The sequence below is a fragment of the Mycobacterium sp. Panama NTM2 genome (assembly GCF_054355555.1).
The window spans coordinates 3,224,616-3,240,539 of record NZ_CM135953.1; the positions used below are offsets into that span (position 1 = coordinate 3,224,616).

The 15,924-nt window shown below is 65.2% G+C and carries 16 protein-coding genes and 1 tRNA gene; 7 read left to right on the plus strand and 10 right to left on the minus strand.

The window, feature by feature from the left end:
- Positions 1-18: 18 nt before the first annotated feature.
- Positions 19-330, minus strand: a complete 312-nt coding sequence (locus ACXYX3_RS15210) for a hypothetical protein (protein ID WP_241206057.1) — start codon at positions 328-330, stop codon at positions 19-21.
- A 180-nt stretch (positions 331-510) separates the two neighbouring features.
- Between ACXYX3_RS15210 and ACXYX3_RS15215 the strand changes: the two genes are divergently transcribed.
- The 3 genes from ACXYX3_RS15215 to ACXYX3_RS15225 are packed head-to-tail and all read left to right on the plus strand — an operon-like array spanning position 511 to position 2,827.
- The gene (locus tag ACXYX3_RS15215) at positions 511-1,506 is read left to right on the plus strand and encodes an NHL repeat-containing protein (RefSeq protein ID WP_458608103.1); all 996 of its coding nucleotides are present in this window, start codon (positions 511-513) and stop codon (positions 1,504-1,506) included.
- Positions 1,503-1,766: a DUF5703 family protein gene (locus ACXYX3_RS15220; protein WP_458608104.1), complete on the plus strand. Its 264-nt coding sequence runs from the start codon at positions 1,503-1,505 to the stop codon at positions 1,764-1,766. Before ACXYX3_RS15215 ends, ACXYX3_RS15220 begins: the two co-directional genes overlap by 4 nt.
- The gene (locus tag ACXYX3_RS15225; protein ID WP_458608105.1) at positions 1,766-2,827 is read left to right on the plus strand and encodes a quinone-dependent dihydroorotate dehydrogenase; all 1,062 of its coding nucleotides are present in this window, start codon (positions 1,766-1,768) and stop codon (positions 2,825-2,827) included. Before ACXYX3_RS15220 ends, ACXYX3_RS15225 begins: the two co-directional genes overlap by 1 nt.
- Here ACXYX3_RS15225 and ACXYX3_RS15230 read toward each other — a convergent pair.
- Both ACXYX3_RS15230 and ACXYX3_RS15235 read right to left on the minus strand, forming a co-directional pair.
- Complete coding sequence (locus ACXYX3_RS15230) at positions 2,824-3,363, minus strand: YbhB/YbcL family Raf kinase inhibitor-like protein (RefSeq protein ID WP_458608106.1); 540 nt, start codon at positions 3,361-3,363, stop codon at positions 2,824-2,826. The two genes, ACXYX3_RS15225 and ACXYX3_RS15230, sit on opposite strands and share 4 nt — an antisense overlap.
- A 26-nt stretch (positions 3,364-3,389) precedes the next feature.
- The gene (locus ACXYX3_RS15235) at positions 3,390-4,724 is read right to left on the minus strand and encodes a M20/M25/M40 family metallo-hydrolase (RefSeq protein WP_458608107.1); all 1,335 of its coding nucleotides are present in this window, start codon (positions 4,722-4,724) and stop codon (positions 3,390-3,392) included.
- A gap of 75 nt (positions 4,725-4,799) precedes the next feature.
- On the opposite strand from ACXYX3_RS15235, the gene ACXYX3_RS15240 reads away from it, so the two are divergent.
- A tRNA-Leu gene (locus tag ACXYX3_RS15240) sits at positions 4,800-4,885 on the plus strand.
- Here the strand turns inward: ACXYX3_RS15240 and ACXYX3_RS15245 are convergent.
- From ACXYX3_RS15245 to ACXYX3_RS15260, 4 genes are all read right to left on the minus strand, one after another.
- Positions 4,867-6,513 carry a recombinase family protein gene (locus ACXYX3_RS15245; protein WP_082698416.1) on the minus strand — a complete coding sequence of 549 codons (1,647 nt, stop codon included), beginning with the start codon at positions 6,511-6,513 and terminating at the stop codon, positions 4,867-4,869. The genes ACXYX3_RS15240 and ACXYX3_RS15245 overlap by 19 nt on opposite strands.
- A gap of 186 nt (positions 6,514-6,699) precedes the next feature.
- Entirely contained in the window at positions 6,700-8,205 is a 1,506-nt protein-coding gene (locus ACXYX3_RS15250; protein ID WP_012394804.1) for a replication initiator, read from the minus strand.
- Positions 8,202-9,635, minus strand: coding sequence for an FtsK/SpoIIIE domain-containing protein (locus ACXYX3_RS15255; protein ID WP_012394805.1), 1,434 nt, complete (start codon positions 9,633-9,635; stop codon positions 8,202-8,204). Before ACXYX3_RS15255 ends, ACXYX3_RS15250 begins: the two co-directional genes overlap by 4 nt.
- 89 nt (positions 9,636-9,724) lie before the next feature.
- On the minus strand, positions 9,725-10,069 hold the full coding sequence (locus ACXYX3_RS15260; RefSeq protein ID WP_011893911.1) for an SCO3933 family regulatory protein: 345 nt from the start codon (positions 10,067-10,069) through the stop codon (positions 9,725-9,727).
- 254 nt (positions 10,070-10,323) lie between these two features.
- On the opposite strand from ACXYX3_RS15260, the gene ACXYX3_RS15265 reads away from it, so the two are divergent.
- Positions 10,324-11,127: an XRE family transcriptional regulator gene (locus tag ACXYX3_RS15265; RefSeq protein ID WP_046190480.1), complete on the plus strand. Its 804-nt coding sequence runs from the start codon at positions 10,324-10,326 to the stop codon at positions 11,125-11,127.
- Positions 11,128-11,133: 6 nt separating this feature from the next.
- Positions 11,134-11,601, plus strand: a complete 468-nt coding sequence (locus ACXYX3_RS15270) for an NUDIX hydrolase (protein ID WP_046190479.1) — start codon at positions 11,134-11,136, stop codon at positions 11,599-11,601.
- Positions 11,602-11,611: 10 nt separating this feature from the next.
- Here ACXYX3_RS15270 and ACXYX3_RS15275 read toward each other — a convergent pair whose 3' ends face one another.
- Positions 11,612-12,148: an HD domain-containing protein gene (locus ACXYX3_RS15275; protein ID WP_046190487.1), complete on the minus strand. Its 537-nt coding sequence runs from the start codon at positions 12,146-12,148 to the stop codon at positions 11,612-11,614.
- A 519-nt stretch (positions 12,149-12,667) separates the two neighbouring features.
- Here ACXYX3_RS15275 and ACXYX3_RS15280 point away from each other — a divergent pair.
- A complete protein-coding gene (locus ACXYX3_RS15280) occupies positions 12,668-12,967 on the plus strand; it encodes a transposase (RefSeq protein WP_231743115.1) in 300 nt (99 codons plus the stop codon).
- A gap of 139 nt (positions 12,968-13,106) precedes the next feature.
- Here the strand turns inward: ACXYX3_RS15280 and ACXYX3_RS15285 are convergent, their stop codons facing one another.
- Entirely contained in the window at positions 13,107-14,228 is a 1,122-nt protein-coding gene (locus ACXYX3_RS15285; RefSeq protein WP_016889182.1) for an acyl-CoA dehydrogenase family protein, read from the minus strand.
- A 66-nt stretch (positions 14,229-14,294) separates the two neighbouring features.
- Positions 14,295-15,920, minus strand: coding sequence for a fatty acid--CoA ligase (locus tag ACXYX3_RS15290; protein WP_046190478.1), 1,626 nt, complete (start codon positions 15,918-15,920; stop codon positions 14,295-14,297).
- Positions 15,921-15,924: the final 4 nt, after the last annotated feature.

A 15,924-nucleotide genomic window follows, 5' to 3' on the forward strand; every position in this document is an offset into this window, starting at 1 on the left:
CCGTACCGTGGGGCGGTGTCAGCGTCCGTTCCGCGCCACCGGATGCGCAGCGGCGACGGCATCGCGCACGGCTGCCGCCATGCTCCGCTCGTCGGTCAGATCGATGTCGGTGAGCTTGCGGGTGGCCACGGCCACGATGTCCTCGTGCTGCGGGACCAACCCCCGTAGCCGGGGCCGGTAGATCTCGACCACCAGCTCATGGCGTTCGATGTAGAACGAGAAGCTTCGCCCGTCCCCCACCTGGCCGAAGCCGCTGGCATGTACACCGGTGATGATGTCCTCGAGCACGAACCCGTGAAGGCTCGCGCTGCGGTCCATGGCCAGCGTCATGGTATGTACCATACGCCCGCCGGGCCGTTCGCACGGACTGGATAGGGCCGAAAGTCCTCTCCGGACGCAAATTTCTCGACGCCTACACTGGCAGTTCGATCAAGTTCTGAACGCACGACGGAGAGCTACCCAGTGCAGCGCGGTTCAAACCGACTTTCTCAGCCGTTTCGTCACGGATTGGTGACGCTGGCAATCCTGCTGGTAGCAGCGTGTTCCTCGGACAAGGCGGCCACGCCCCCGCCGACCATCTCACCGGCGCACGCCGCTGACTCGCCGCCGGTCACTGGTACGCCTGCGGGAAGCGTTCGCCCGTCCCCCGCCGGGGTGTTCGCGGCGGTCGTCGATCCGTCCACCCGCGCGCTCGTGTTTCTCAGCGCCGAGGGGCCGGACCGCGCGACGCTGACGATCATGGACCCGGATGGCGCTGCGACCGCGGTCCCCCTCGCCGGCGGCGCCACCGCGCTGACAGCCGACGGCCCCGGTCGCGTGGCGGTCGCGATGCGCGGCGGGTACGCCGTGGTCGACGTCGCGACGCGGGCCGTCTCCCGGATGCCGGTGACCGGGCACGAAGACGCGGAGTTCACCGCGATCGCGCGGCGCAGCGACGGGCGGGTGGTGCTCGGCGATGCCGGCGGCACGGTCTACACGCTGTCCGCGGACGACCAGGTCGCCGCGTCGTTGAAGATCTTCGCCCGGGTCGACGGCATCGTCACCCAGGGCGACACCGCGGTGGTGCTCGACCGCGGACAGACATCGGTGACGAGCCTCGACACCGAGGGCACCAGCGCTGATCTGGCGCTGCGCGCCGGCGACGGCGCCACCACGATCGCCGCCGACCCCAATGGTCGGGTCCTGGTCGCCGACACCCGGGGCGGTGAACTGCTCGTCTACGGGGTGAATCCGCTGATGTTGCGTCAGCGCTACCCCGTCCCGGACGCGCCCTACGGGCTGACCGCGTCGGGCGCCGGGAAGAAAACAGGACTCGCCTGGGTTGCCCAGACGGCGACCAACACGGTCGTTGGTTACGATCTGGCGACCGGCATCCCCGTCGAGAAGGTGCGATATCGAACCGTGCGGCAACCGAACACGCTGGCATTCGACGATGGGTCGGACACCCTGTACGTGGTGTCCGGCGCGGGCGACGGTGTCCAGGTGATCCCGAAAGCGACGCCATGAGCGCCGGCTCGCGAGGACGAATGCCCGCGGCGTGGAGCCAAGCGGTCGCCGACGATCCCGGTGAGTACGAGTGGATTCCGCTGCGTCTGCCACCCGACGTGACGCGGGTGAGCGCGTCGGTGCGGCTGTCGATCGAGGCCGAATATCGCGGCTGGGAACTGACCCGCGTGCGGCTCTACACCGACGGCAGCCGACGGGTGTTGCTGCGCCGCAAGAAGCGTGGTGACTCCACGCAGGAACCCGGTCAGCCGGCGCTGTGATGTATGCAGCACTGCGGCGCGCCATGTTCCTGGTGCCGCCCGAGCGGATCCACCACGTCGTGTTCGCCGCTCTCCGCGGCGCCACCACTCCCCGGTTTACACGAGAAGCGTTGGCACGCAAGTACTCTCAGTACGACCCCGCGCTGGCCACCACCGTCTTCGGAGTGCGGTTCCCGGCGCCGCTGGGGCTGGCCGCCGGTTTCGACAAGGACGGACTGGGCGCGAACACGTGGGGCGCGCTGGGATTCGGGCACGCCGAGGTCGGCACCGTGACGCCGCGACCGCAGCCGGGCAACCCCGCGCCGAGACTGTTCCGGCTGCCGGACGATCGGGCGCTGCTCAACCGGATGGGTTTCAACAACCACGGCGCATCCGCGTTGGTGCGCACGCTGGCGCGGTCCAGTCCGGCGGTGCCCATCGGGGTCAACATCGGCAAGAACAAGACCACATCGCCGGAGAAGGCGGTCGACGACTACGCCGACTGCGCGCGGCTGCTCGGACCGCTGTGCAGCTATCTGGTGGTCAACGTCAGCTCACCGAACACTCCTGGGCTGCGCGATCTGCAGTCGGTCGAATCCCTGCGCCCGATTCTCAACGGGGTCGTCGCCGCCACGTCGGCGCCGGTGCTGGTCAAGATCGCACCCGATCTGGCGGACGACGATGTCGACGCCGTCGCCGACCTGGCGGTGGACTGCGGGCTGGCCGGGATCGTCGCCACCAACACCACGATTTCGCGCGACGGGCTGCGCACGCCCGGGGTTGCGGAGTTGGGCGCCGGCGGGGTGAGCGGACCGCCGGTGGCGCGCCGCTCCCTGGAGGTGCTGCGGCGGCTGCACCGGCGGGTCGGCGATTCTCTGGTGCTGATCAGCGTGGGCGGGATCGAGACCGCCGACGATGCGTGGGAACGCATCACCGCCGGCGCGTCCCTGCTGCAGGGGTACACCGGCTTCGTCTACGGTGGCGGCTCCTGGGCCAGATCCGTCAACGAGAGTGTCGCAGAACGCTTGCGGGCCAACGGTTTCACCAGTCTTAGCGAGGCCGTCGGCTCGGCGTGCGATTAGCCCTTGATTTCGTAGGTCCCCGTGATCAGCGCGCGGGCGATCGCGTGACTGAACAGATTGAAGCCCAGGTAGGCCGGTGTGGCATCGGCGGGCACGTCGAGCTTCTCCACATCGACGGCGTGCACGGCGACGATGTAGCGGTGCGGTCCGTGTCCCGGCGGCGGGGCGGCGCCGATGAAGCGCTTGAGCCCGGCGTCGTTGGACAGTGTGACCGCGTCGCCGGGGAAGCCCTGGCTGCTGCCGTCGCCGACACCGGCCGGCAACTCGGTGACCGTGGCCGGCAGGTTGAACACCGCCCAGTGCCAGAACCCCGAACCTGTCGGCGCGTCGGGGTCGTAGACGGTGACCGCGAAGCTGCGGGTCTCTTCCGGGAAGCCCGACCAGCTCAGCTGCGGCGACACGTCCTCACCACCGGCGCCCATGATCCCGCTGACCTGCTCGTTCCCCCAGGCGTCGCCGTCCTCGAATGACTGCGAGGTCACCGTGAATGTGGGCAGGTCGGGGAGGAAGGAATACGGGTCGTAGTCGAACGCCATGGCGAGACAGTCCTTTCAGTCGGTGGTCAGCTGTGCAGGAGAAAGTGTTCGAGCACCTGCGCGCCGAAGGTCAACGCGTCCACGGGTACCCGTTCGTCGACGCCGTGGAACAACGCCGCGAAGTCCAGCTCGGGCGGGAGCCGCAACGGCGCGAACCCGAAACAGCGGATGCCCAGCCGGGCGAAGTGCTTGGCGTCGGTGCCGCCGGAGAGCATGTAGGGCACGGTGCGCGCGTCGGGGTCGGTGGCCAGGATGGCCGCGTTCATCGCCTCGAGCAGCTCACCGTCGAAAGGTGTTTCATACGAGGGTAGTTCGGTGACCCACTCGCGTTTGACGTCGGGACCGATGATCTCGTCGACCTCTTTCTCGAACGCGGCGAGCCGCCCCGGCAACACGCGACAGTCGACCATGGCCTCCGCCGTGGCGGGGATGACGTTGGCCTTATAGCCCGCTTTGAGCATCGTCGGGTTGGCGGTGTCACGCAGCGTGGCGCCGACGATGCGCGCGATGCCGCCGAGCTTGGCGACCGCGCCCTCGATGTCGGGTGACGTGGCGTCGAAGGTGTAGCCGGTCTCCTCGCTGACCGCGGCGAGGAACTGCTCCACCGATTCGGTCAGCACGATCGGGAACTGGTGACGGCCGAGTTTCGCGACGGCCTCGGCGACGGCGGTGACGGCGTTGTCCTCGTGAACCATCGAGCCGTGCCCGGCGCGGCCGCGGGCGGTCAGCCGCATCCACATCATGGCCTTCTCGGCGGTCTCGATGAGGTAGAGGCGCCGGTCACCGCCGTCGCGGCGGGGCACGGTGAGCGAGAAGCCGCCGACCTCGCCGACGGCCTCGGTGACGCCGTCGAACAGGTCGGGGCGATTCTCGACGAGCCACTTGCAGCCGTAATTGCCGCCGGCCTCTTCGTCGGAGACGAACGCGAACACCAGGTCGCGGGGCGGGGTGATGCCGGCACGCTTGAAGTGGCGGGCGACCGCGATGATCATCCCGCACATGTCCTTCATGTCGACCGCGCCACGGCCCCACACGTAGCCGTCCTCGACGGCGCCGGAGAAGGGGTGCACGCTCCAGTCGGACGCCTCGGCGGGGACGACGTCGAGGTGGCCGTGCAGCATCAGGGCACCTCGCGACCGGTCGGCACCCTCCAGGCGGGCGAACACATTGGCTCGGCCAGGTGCGCCGGCCTCGACGTATTCGCAGGTGTAGCCCACTTCTTCGAGCTGAGCGGCGACCCAGCGGGCGCAGTCGGCCTCGCCCTTGGTGGTGGCGAGCTCACCGGTGTTGGAGGTGTCGAAGCGGATCAGGGAACTGACGAGATCGACGACCTCATCGCTGGGAGTCAGGGGACCGCTCACGCCCCCTTTCCTACCACCCGCTCCCGGTTTGGGTCCGAGCCCACCGATCCGTTAACCTAAGCTGCCTTCGAACTGGTCCGAGTGGCGGAATGGCAGACGCGCTAGCTTGAGGTGCTAGTGCCCTATTAACGGGCGTGGGGGTTCAAGTCCCCCCTCGGACACGTCCGGCGACACGACTTAAGTCGGCAGTCGCCGTGACTCGCTGAAGATGCGGGTCGTAGTCGAGGCGCAGGCCCAGGCTTGCGTATACCTGAGCGCGTTCCGCCCCGGTTGCCTCACCAAGCACTGCTGACAGCCCGCCCAATTCCTCAACCAACTCGCTGATTTGTGCGGCAGTCATGACGCGAGGTCGCTCCGCTTGCTCAAGACGGACCTTCAGCTCGTCGCGCTCGGCGGTGCGGCGGCGCAATGCAACAGTCAAATCCTCAACGGCCACACCAGACTCCACGGCGGTAACCAGAGCAGCAACCTTCGCATTCGCCTCGCTGAGCTGGCGCTGCAAGGCCGCGTAGCCAGCCCCTGCTACCGGGTCCGCGTCTTGCCCGCGTGCCAAGTCGGCCGGATCGGCCAGGGTGGCGATCCATTCGTCAAGTCGCGCAGTCACCTCATCTTCACGGAGGTAGACGGTGCGCGGGTGATCACTCAGGTCCGCGGGTACCGAACGCGACTTACCGAGCTCACAACGGTAGAGGATGCGTGTTGTTCGCTTCCCGACGCGGGCAGCGCCCTGCATCCGCCGTCCACATGCGGCACAGAACAGCAGCCCACGCAGTGCATATGGCACTGTTGACTCTCTGCTGCAAACAAGACCGGGACCCCGCCGCGCCTGCATCCGAAGACGGACAGCCTGCGCTAGTTCGTCACGGATCAGCGCTTCATGCGTGCGGCGTTCTGGTGCGATCCAGTCGGCCTCATCACGCCACCGCATACGAGTCTCATACCCCGCAGCGACATCATCGGGGTTGACCAGAACCTCGTATTTCTCCTGCTTGCCCCAAACACGGATACCGCGGTACGCCGGGTTGTCGAGTATCGCGCGGATCGCCGAATGGGACCATCCTCGTGGGTCACGATGCCGATTCCGTGCCGGGTCGTACTGGCTCGGTGACGGTACACCATCGTCGGTGAGCAGTTGCGCGATATAGCGCAGGCCCGCTCCGTCGGCGTACATGCGGTAGATCCGCTCGACGACCGAAGATGTCGCGGGGTCGGGTTCGAGGCGGTGAAGCCGCTGCCCAAGATTGGCCTTGGCAGGGTTTGGATGCGGGCCGGCATCGACGAGCCGGTAACCGTAGGGTGGTCGACCACCGAGATATCTGGCGGTGTCCTGCGCGAGTGCTGACATCGCCGTACGGACGCGCATTTGGATTCGAGCGCGCTCTCCCTTGCTCATGCCGCCGAACAGAGTCATCACCAGGTCGTGTGCCTCGGAGCCGGGATCGACCGCTCCGCCGACCTCGGGTACCCACAGGCCAACTCCGTAGTGCGTGAGGACAGGGAAGGTGAGCGCGAACTGCGGCCCGTAGAACGCACGGGCGGGTTCCCCAATCACTACGGCATCAAAGCTACGGTCCCGACAAGCGACATCAGCAAGCAGACGTGACGCCTCTGGCCTGCGCTTCCACGGCAGTGAACGGCTCTGTCCCACATCGAAGTAGTCGGCGGCGATGAATCCGCCGTGCGGAGTGATCAGGTCCATGGCACGCCGCTTCTGCCAGCTGCGGCTCGCCTCCGGGTCTTGAGCGTCCTCCGTGCTCACTCGGCCATAGAAGGCGAACCTCAGGCTCACGCCACTCCCCTCCCTGATCCAAGCATCCGGTCCCGCACAGCCATTATCACGTGTACCAGCGCGCGGTTGGCCTCGGACGGAAGTCGATATTGGTTGGGCACAACAATTTCAACACCCCCCTCTGACACCGTCGGCGCATCGGGACGAGCGTCACACCCGGAGCGAGCACGTGCTGCTCGGGACCTGTCAGCCATCGCTTCCCCCTGGCGGATCCCATTGTTGATTGCGGGCTTGGCCACGGACTTCGATCAGTCCGATGCGGCGGGTGTGGATGTGTTGGACGGCCGCGGAGTAGATGAGGGTCCGGTCGCCGAGGCTGGTGGGGCCGGCACGATCGAATTCCCATGCCACCAGATCATCGCCATCGGTGGAGTCGAGGCCGAGATCATGTTGGTGCGCAGTGCTTTTTAAACGTTGTTCACGGGTCCAGGCCGCGCGACGTTCGCGCAGCGCGGTCATCGTGGTGGAATAGCGGCGGGATTTGCTGGTGATGTGGCCCCGGTAGCCCAGGGTGTGCAGCCACCGACCGACACCGGCCAGTCCCTTATCGGCGAGTTGGCTGATGGCGGTCAGGATCGCCCGAACGTGGTCGCAGACATCGAGGTCAGCGATGGCCTCGGTGGAGATGCGTCGCGCGCTGATCCCGACGTCAGCTAAGGATTTGGTGACGTATTTCGCGAGGTAGCGAGCTACGCGGCGGCCTGGAAGAACCCCGCCGTGTGGTGAATCCTCCTGCACAGCAGAGCCGTCCGTGCCGGCGTGCCGGTTGTCGATGGGTTGGGTGTCGACTTGTGTGCCGAACCTGATCACCCGTGTCGCTGTATTTGAGGATGAGTCGGTGACCGTCACGGCCACGGTTCGAACGGCCTGTTGGATGATGGTGGCCAGTTCGGTTGCCGCAAGGGGCGCATGCCAGTCATGACCGCCAGAGTCATCGCTGTCGGGCGGGTCGAGGCGGATCAGGGCATGAATGTGCGGGATGAGCCGGGCTTGCAGTTCGACGACTTTGATGAAGCTGACCTGCACCGCATCCGGGTCGGCGCCCGAAGCGCGTAGCTCTCGGCGCAGTGTGCGTCGCAGGGTGATGGTGAAGCGTCGCCACAGTTCGGGCAGGTGCCATGTGAACAGGACATGCCCGGTGTAGTCGTAGCAGTCCGCGCAGATCGGCTGTCCCGCATAGATATCACCTTCGCCGTGGGTTGTGCTGCACCACAGTGGTTTTCCATGCGGGCAACGGCGGTAGCCGCCAGTGTGGTGGTGGTCGCGACACACACGCTGCTTCTTGTCGCCTGCACGCGCGGCGGCGTGAACAGGCCCGTAGCTAGGTGCGGTGAGGGTGACGAACACCTGCGGACGATCGGCCACTGCTGCGGGGATGTTGTGGTGGCCGCCGGCGGTGCCAGCGTGCACGAGCTGCCACGTGTCGCGGGCGTACAGGTCTGAGCACGATGGGCATACCTGAGCGCGGCGGTTGTTGCACCGTGTCCACACCACCCGATCGCGGCCTATCTCGTCGGTACCTCTGAGTTGGATGGGGTGGGCGCAGAAGCCAACAGATTCCGCGCGCCGCCACCACGATTCGAACCCCGTCGAGGACGCGCGGCGCACCATCTGATCCACCACCGCATTGGTGTCGATCGAGCCGGGAACCCCGGGCAACACCAGCGTGGGGGCTGTCGTTGCAGTAGTCACCGTTGACCCCGGGCGGTGTCGGTGCGCCCGCTGTTGGACTGGTTGGTTCGGGTCGCGGCACGAGGTGGCCGGAATCGTGCTGCCAGAGTGGCGATGTCGTGGTCGGCGACGTGAAATGCCCGTACCCGCACCGGTTGGGCCGTGCCATCGATCATCATGTAGCCCACACCGGGAGTGGTGTCGGGGATGTGATCGCAGTCGGCCCCCGCGTCGCGGGCGCCCTGGCCCAAAACCATGGTGGTTTGGGTGGCTTCGGTCAACCGCAACCCGATTCGCACGGTAAACAGCTGCCGCACCGGCAGGGTGTCTTTGGCCGGATCTTGCACCGCTGCCACCACCGAAATGCCGACGGCCCGGCCTTGGGAGAGCAGCAGGCCCAACAGCTGTTCAATTTCGCTGCGCACCTTGCGGTCGGTCACATACGCAGTCAGCGCGGCGATCTCATCGATCACCACCACGAATAACGGCTCAGTCGGAGTCGGGGTGTGCATGCGCGTCTTGCCCCGTAACCGATTGGCGCGGGCGTGCATCACCTCCACTAGTTGCCGCAGCAGGTACAGGGTGGTGCCAGTGGCGTCGTGGGTGAACACCGTGAACATGGGTGCTCCGGCGCCCAGTTCCATGCCGCCTTTCGGGTCGATGACGCAGAGCCGCACTTGTCCGGTTTTCACGGCGGGGGCGAGGCCAGCGATCAGTGACCACAACACTGAACCTTTCCCCGCGCCGGTCGCGCCAGCCACGAGCAGGTGGTGGCCAAGCAGAGGTAGGTGCCACCAGTGGCGGGTTTCGGTGATCCCGACCCGCACCGACCCCACATCCACCGCAGTCGCCGTCGTGGGCATGGGCAGGGCAATCGGGTCGGCCAGCACGTCGCCGCGCATCAGGGTGATGCGTAGCTCTCCGGGCGCGGTCGCGCGGATGGCGATCCGGTCGGCACGCCAGGCGGCGGCTAGCGCCTCCGATTGCTTGTGCCAATCAGCCAGGGAGTGGCCGGTGACCACTCGCAGCGCCAGGACGTCGGTCGTCTTGCCGATGCGCACCGACTGCAAGGTCGGCACCAAGGTGCGTTCGCCAAGTGTGGCGGTCAGGCCGTGCAGGGTGCACACCGATTGCCAGGTGCGGGTGTAGCGCGACCAGGTCAACCAGCGCCGCCGCACCGGCTCGGTGACCCATCCGTGAAACGATCGCGGGTCCAGCCACGCCCAGCCCGCATAAGCGGCAGCGAAAGCAATACCGATGATCAGACCCGCGCGTGAGCCATGGGTAATGGCCATCGCCACGCTGGCGATGATCGGGATGCTGATGGCCGGGAACAGGACCGCCCACCACAGCAGATACCCGGCCGCTTTGAACAGTGAGAGGATGAGGTCGGTGATCCAGTCGTCGTCGTTGGATTGAGAGTTCTTGCTGTTTTTGTAGTTTGATGCCATGACAGGCGTCCCTCTGGTGAGTGAATGGTCGATAGCAGCTCACGTGCTGGGGCGCGACACCCACGAGCGCCGCGCCCCAGCAAATGGGGTTATTTCTGCGCGCGGGACGCTTGATCGCTCGGCGCAGCCGCGGGGTTGGTGGGGGTGATGGCGTCGGCACGGAACGCCACGCCGCTGCGATCACCTTGAGCCCAAGGGATAGCAACCAGACCCGCGACTGAAACAGGTTGGGTGACTGTCACTTTCGGATCCCCGGCGACGGTGACGTTGAGCACTTCACCACCGGTGTCATCCAACGCCAACAGCTGCGCGGCATACAGTGGCACGCCGGTGGCGGTGTCCACTTTTGGGCTGCCGGTCTCGAAGTTCAGCCGCGGCTCGGCCGCTCGGGTGACGATGAACCGTGTGCCTGATGTGTCGATCCTTAAACGCATTGTCCCGCTGTTCCTTTCGTGATCTGTTTGCGCCCGTTGCGGCGCTGGGCTCAGTTCACGTGGACATCGCGGACGTAGCGAGGGACGTTGGCAGGCATTGCCGACACTGCCGCAGACATTTCGGACACGACAGGGACATGCCCGTGGGCATCGGACGGGCATCACCGCCGCGGGGCGGCGGCAGTCGCATGGCAAACTAGGAACCACGCGCTGAGGATGGACAGGGATGACACGGAAAGATGTGCGCTGAGACGATGGGCGATCAGGACGGCGACGCCGAGGCCGCCACGATCCCCAACGATCGCCTCACCCAACGGCTGCACGCCAAGGGACTCTCCCCACAGAGGTTCGCCACTGCGGTGGGCGTGGATATCAAGACGGTGCGCCGCTGGCTGGCCAACATCGACTACAACGTCCGCGAGGACAACGCCCGCCGCGCCGCTAAGCTGCTTGGCTGCACACCGCACAACCTGTGGCCCAACCAGTATCCTGCCCCTACCGCGAGCGCGCTGGCGACGACGTCGCTGGGTGGTCCGTTCACCGCGACGCTGTATGCCAGCCGCACCCAGTTACCGATCACTGCATGGCAGCAGCATTTCGCCGGCGCCACCACCGGCATCGACATCCTCGTCCTGGCGGCGACGTTCCTGTTCGACACCCTCGACGGATTCCTCGACACCCTGCTCGACGCCGCCGCCCGCGGCGTTGCGGTGCGGTTTCTCGTCGGTGACCCCGACACGCCCACCATGATCCTGCGCGGCGAGGAGGAAGGCATCGGCGAAGCCGTCATAGCCCGCTGCCGCACCTCCGTGGAACTACTCGCCCCGCATGCCGGCACACCAGGCCTGGACATTCGCACCCACGACACGATGCTGTACACGTCGATCTTTCGGGTGGATGACGCCATGATCGTCAACTTCCACATCTACGGCTCACCCGGGCGCAACAACCCGGTGCTGGCGCTGTCGCGCCACCACGAACCCCGGCTCTGGGCCACTCTCGAACAGGCCTTTACCCAGGTCTGGGACCACGCCACACCCCTGACCGCGAAAGGCTGACCCTCGATGCGCATCGACTACTACAACGACCCCAACGCTCCGGCACCTAACAGTGTCGTCCCGTCGGCTTCGGCCATCGTCACCGACGAACACGGTCGTATCCTGCTGATCAAACGCCGCGACAATACGCTGTGGGCGCTACCGGGCGGCGGACACGACATCGGCGAAACCATCGCAGACACCGCCGTGCGCGAGATCAAAGAGGAGACCGGTCTCGACGTCGAAGTCACCGGCCTGGTCGGTGTCTACACCAACCCTCACCACGTCGTCGCGTTCACCGACGGTGAAGTCCGCCAACAATTTTCCCTGTGCTTCACCGCCACCGTGCTCGGCGGTGAGCTGGCCATCGACCACGAAAGCACCGACATCGCCTGGACTGCCCCCGACGACATCCCCAACCTGGACATGCATCCGTCGATGCGTCTGCGAATCGAGCACTACCTGCAGCACCGCGACCGCCCCTACCTCGGCTGACCTACGGCTGCTACAGCCAATGGCGTACCCGCCGCACCGCCGCCAGCAGATCCTCGCGGCCCGCACCGACCGCTCGATGCACCGGATCCTCGGGCCCATAGCGCGCCAACACGTCACCCAGTCGATCCTGCGGCGATATCGGCGACCCGTCGGGTCCGGTCGTTAGATCACAATAGTTCAACGCATCCAGAACATCGCTGGGCGGCTCGCCGAACTCCGATAAACCCGACAGGCCCCGCTCGGAGGCTTCCACGCGCGCTCCGGTATGAAACGCCACCAAGGAGGCGACCATCTCCCCAAAGCCGGCCGATCGGACAAACTCCGCGCCATCGAGCGGATGAAACCCACTTTGGCGCACCGATGGTGCGTAGCCGATATCGTGCAGCCACGCCGCCGCCACCAGACAGTCCGCTGTCTGCGCATTGAAACGCCGAGTCAGCCGCTCGGCAGTCGTCGCGACACCCCGCACATGCGCCAGCCGCCGAGGCTGCCCCGCCAGCCGTGCCTCGGCCTCTCGCCGTGCACGCTGCGCCAGCATCCCGCTCACAACCGCCATCCTACGAGTCCCATCGCCATGGCGCGGACCCGCAACTGATGCTCAGCGGAGCCCGGGCCGCCATAGCCCGCGAGGAACCGGCGGCTACCTGCGGGCTTCGCTACGCTCCCTCTGCTCCCGTCCGCTGGCGCTCCCGTCCGCGCCGCTCGCTACGCTTCGCCCTCCGTCCGCCGCCACACAAGCTTGCACACGACGACGAGCGCTGTACATCTCAACGGCCACGGCATCCTGGCACCACGACAAGCCAGGACTCCTCGCTCCTCGCCGCATCGAGACGCCGCGGGCAGCAGGCGCGACCAACGCCCGCCTGACCGCCGCTGGCCTGCGATGTGAGAACTTTCTTTACTGCTATCAAGTCGATGGCGGCACGTTGCCACCAGCTCGACACCGCAGCCGCCCGACTCGAACGCCACGTCGACACCATCACCGCCACCGCCGCACCCGAGCTACAGCGTCGGGCCCGACACCGCTGCCACGCTGCTGACCGCCCTCGGCGACAACCCCGCTCGGATCAGCAGCGACGCCGCTTTCGCCAAACTGTGCGGGGTCAGCCCACTGGAAGCCTCCAGCGGCAAAACGATCCGCCACCGGCTCAATTGGGGAGGCAATCGCGACGCCAACCGTGCCCTGCACGTCATCCTGGTGGTGCGCATGCGCCGTCACCAGCCCACCCGCGACTACTTCGTTCACCGCCTGGCCGAAGGCAAAACCAAGAACGAGATCATGCGCTGCATCAAGCGTTACATCGCCCGCGAGATCTACCATGCCCTCCGCCAACCCAGCAGAAGAACCAACGAACTCATTGCCTGAAGATAGGAGCATCTGGTATCAACTCCCGAAGGGCACCCGATCCGCAATGTCCACCCATTTCGTGGCGATATGGCACCTCTGTAGATGCCATCAATCCTCCTCCCAGGTGAGTAATGTGCAGGTGGCTAATCGTTCAGGGTCATAGGGAACGCGAGATGATTTCCTTCATCACCTCATTTGTGCCGGCGTAGATTTTCTGCACGCGCTGGTCCACCCACAATCTCGAGATGGGATACTCGGTCATGTACCCATATCCGCCGTGGAGCTGCAAACAGTCATCGAGCACCTTCATCGCTCGCTCAGTGGTCCACCATTTCGCCATGGCGACGGTCTGGACGTCGAGTTGGCCCGCGAGGTGTAGGTCGATGCAGTAGTCCAAAAATACTCGTGCGATGCGCGTTTCGGTTGCAGCTTCGGCCAAGATGAATTTCGTGTTCTGAAAGCCGAAGACGGGCCGTCCGAACGCTTCCCGCTCACGGGTGTATTTGAGTGTCTGCTCCACGGCAAGTTCCATCGCCGCGACCGCCCCAACCGCGACGATGAGCCGCTCTTGAGGTAGCTGCGTCATCAGCTGAATGAAACCCTGACCCTCGGTCTCGCCCAGGAGGTGCGAGCGGGGAACTCTTACGTCGTCGAAGAACAACTCGGAGGTGTCTTGTCCGCGTTGGCCGATTTTGTCGAGGACCTTGCCGCGCCGGAATCCGGGTCGATCGGCTTCGGCGACGATCAGCGAGATGCCGGCGGCGCCCTGACTTGGATCTGTCTTGGCGACGACGATGATCAGGTCGGCTTGCTGACCGTTGGTGATGAAGGTCTTTGCGCCGGTGATCACGTACTCGTCACCGTCAAGAATTGCTTTGGTCTTGACACTCTGCAGATCAGAACCGGTCCCTGGCTCCGTCATGGCGATAGCACCGATCATTTCGCCTGAGGCCATCTTGGGCAGCCACTGCCTCCGTAGTTCTTCGGCCGCGTACTGGAGGATGTAGTGCGCGACGATTCCGCTGTGCAGCCCTGCGCCCCATGAGCTGTCCCCGACTCGGGCTTGCTCTTCGAGTACGACGGCTTCGTGCGCGAATGTGCCGCCTCCCCCGCCGTATTCTTCGGGTATGGACATGCAGAGCAGGCCTAGTTCGCCGGCTTTGTGCCACAATTCTCGGTCAACTTGGTGCTGGTCTGCGAAACGTTGCGCATGTGGTGCCAATTCGGTCGAGAAGAACTTCGCGGCAAGGTCACGAAGCTCGAGCAATTCGGCGCTCATCCAGGGAGAAATTGATGCTGTCACAGGATTCCCTCTCGGCTGTTCAATATCAATGGGTTTGATTTCTTAGGACGTTTCGATCTGATACTCGCCGGCGGAGTGACGCGCGCGTATGGCCTTCTTGTCGTATTTTCCGACGCTTGTTCGAGGAATCTCAGACACGAAGCTCCACCGCTTCGGGATCCACCACTTGGCGACCTTGTCCAACAGAAACGCGCGCAGTCGGTCGATGTCGACCTCGGCTCCACGGTGAACCACGACCAGGGCGAGCGGTCTTTCCTGCCATTTGTCGTCGGGAACTGCCACCACCGCAGCCTCGTAGATCGCCGGGTGACCAATCAGCGTGTTTTCCAGCTCGACTGAGGAGATCCATTCTCCACCTGACTTGATGACGTCCTTCCCACGATCGGTCAGCGTGAGATACCCGTCCGGGTCGATCCGGCCGACGTCGCCGGTGCGCAGCCACCCTCCGTCGAACTTGTCCGGATCATCGTCGCCGAAGTAGGCGCCGGTGATCCACGGGCCTCGCGCCTGTATTTCACCCGCTGATCGACCGTCCCACGGCACTGTCTTCTTGTGGTCGTCACGCAACCGGATCTCGACACCGCACATCGGCCGACCCTGGCTTTCGCGCATCTCCCACGCACGGGTCTCGCCTACTCCGTGCGCTGCGCGTGCGACGGTAGCCAGCGGCGAGGTTTCGGTCATGCCCCATGCCTGCACGATAGGCACGTTGTACTTGTCTTCGAATGCCCGCATCAGCGAGACGGGGACTGCCGATCCGCCGCAGGCAACCAGCCGAAGTGAGGAGATGTCCCGGGCGGGATTCGATTCCAGGTATCGATCGACATCGTTCCAGATCGTCGGCACTGCACCGGCGATAGTCGGCTGAGTCTCTTCGATGATCGACACCAGCGGCGCGGCTTGCAGATGGCGATCGGGTAATACCAAGTCCGCACCAGACATCAACGCCGCGTAGATCAGTCCCCACGCATTGGCGTGAAACATCGGGACAATGGCCAGGATACGGTCGGCCTCGCTCACTGCCAGGGCGTTCGACGTGCAGGCGGTCAGTGCATGTAGGTAGGTCGAACGGTGGCTGTAGACAACACCTTTGGGATTTCCAGTAGTCCCGCTGGTGTAGCACATGGCCGCGGCGGAACGCTCATCGATCTCGGGCCAATCGAAAGTCTCCGGTTGCTGCGCCAGGATCTCCTCGTAACGCAACACCGTCTTCCCGCATCGCTGCAGCGGAGCGAGGTCGCCGCCCCCGGTGGCGATGACCGTATGCACCGACTCCATCGCTGGTAGCGCACTAGCCAACAATGGCGCAACCGACGCATCCACCAGGATGATCTGATCGCTGGCATGGTTGGCGATGTACGCGAGTTGCTCTGGAGCCAAACGAATGTTGAGGGTGTGCAGCACCGCGCCCATGGAGGGAACCGCGCAGTAGGCCTCGAGATGTTCTTGGTTACTCCACTGAAAAGTGGCCACCCGTTGATCTGCCGTTATTCCGAGCCCGCGCAACGCATTGGCAAGTCGGCCCGCTCGCCCCAGGACGCTACGGTAGGACATACTTCGGTATCCAATTCCGTCGGGGGTGATCACCTCGCTGTTTCCGTGAATGGAGGCGGCATGGCGGACAATTGCCGAGATTGTGAGCTGGACGTCTTGCATCGTGCTGTGCATTACG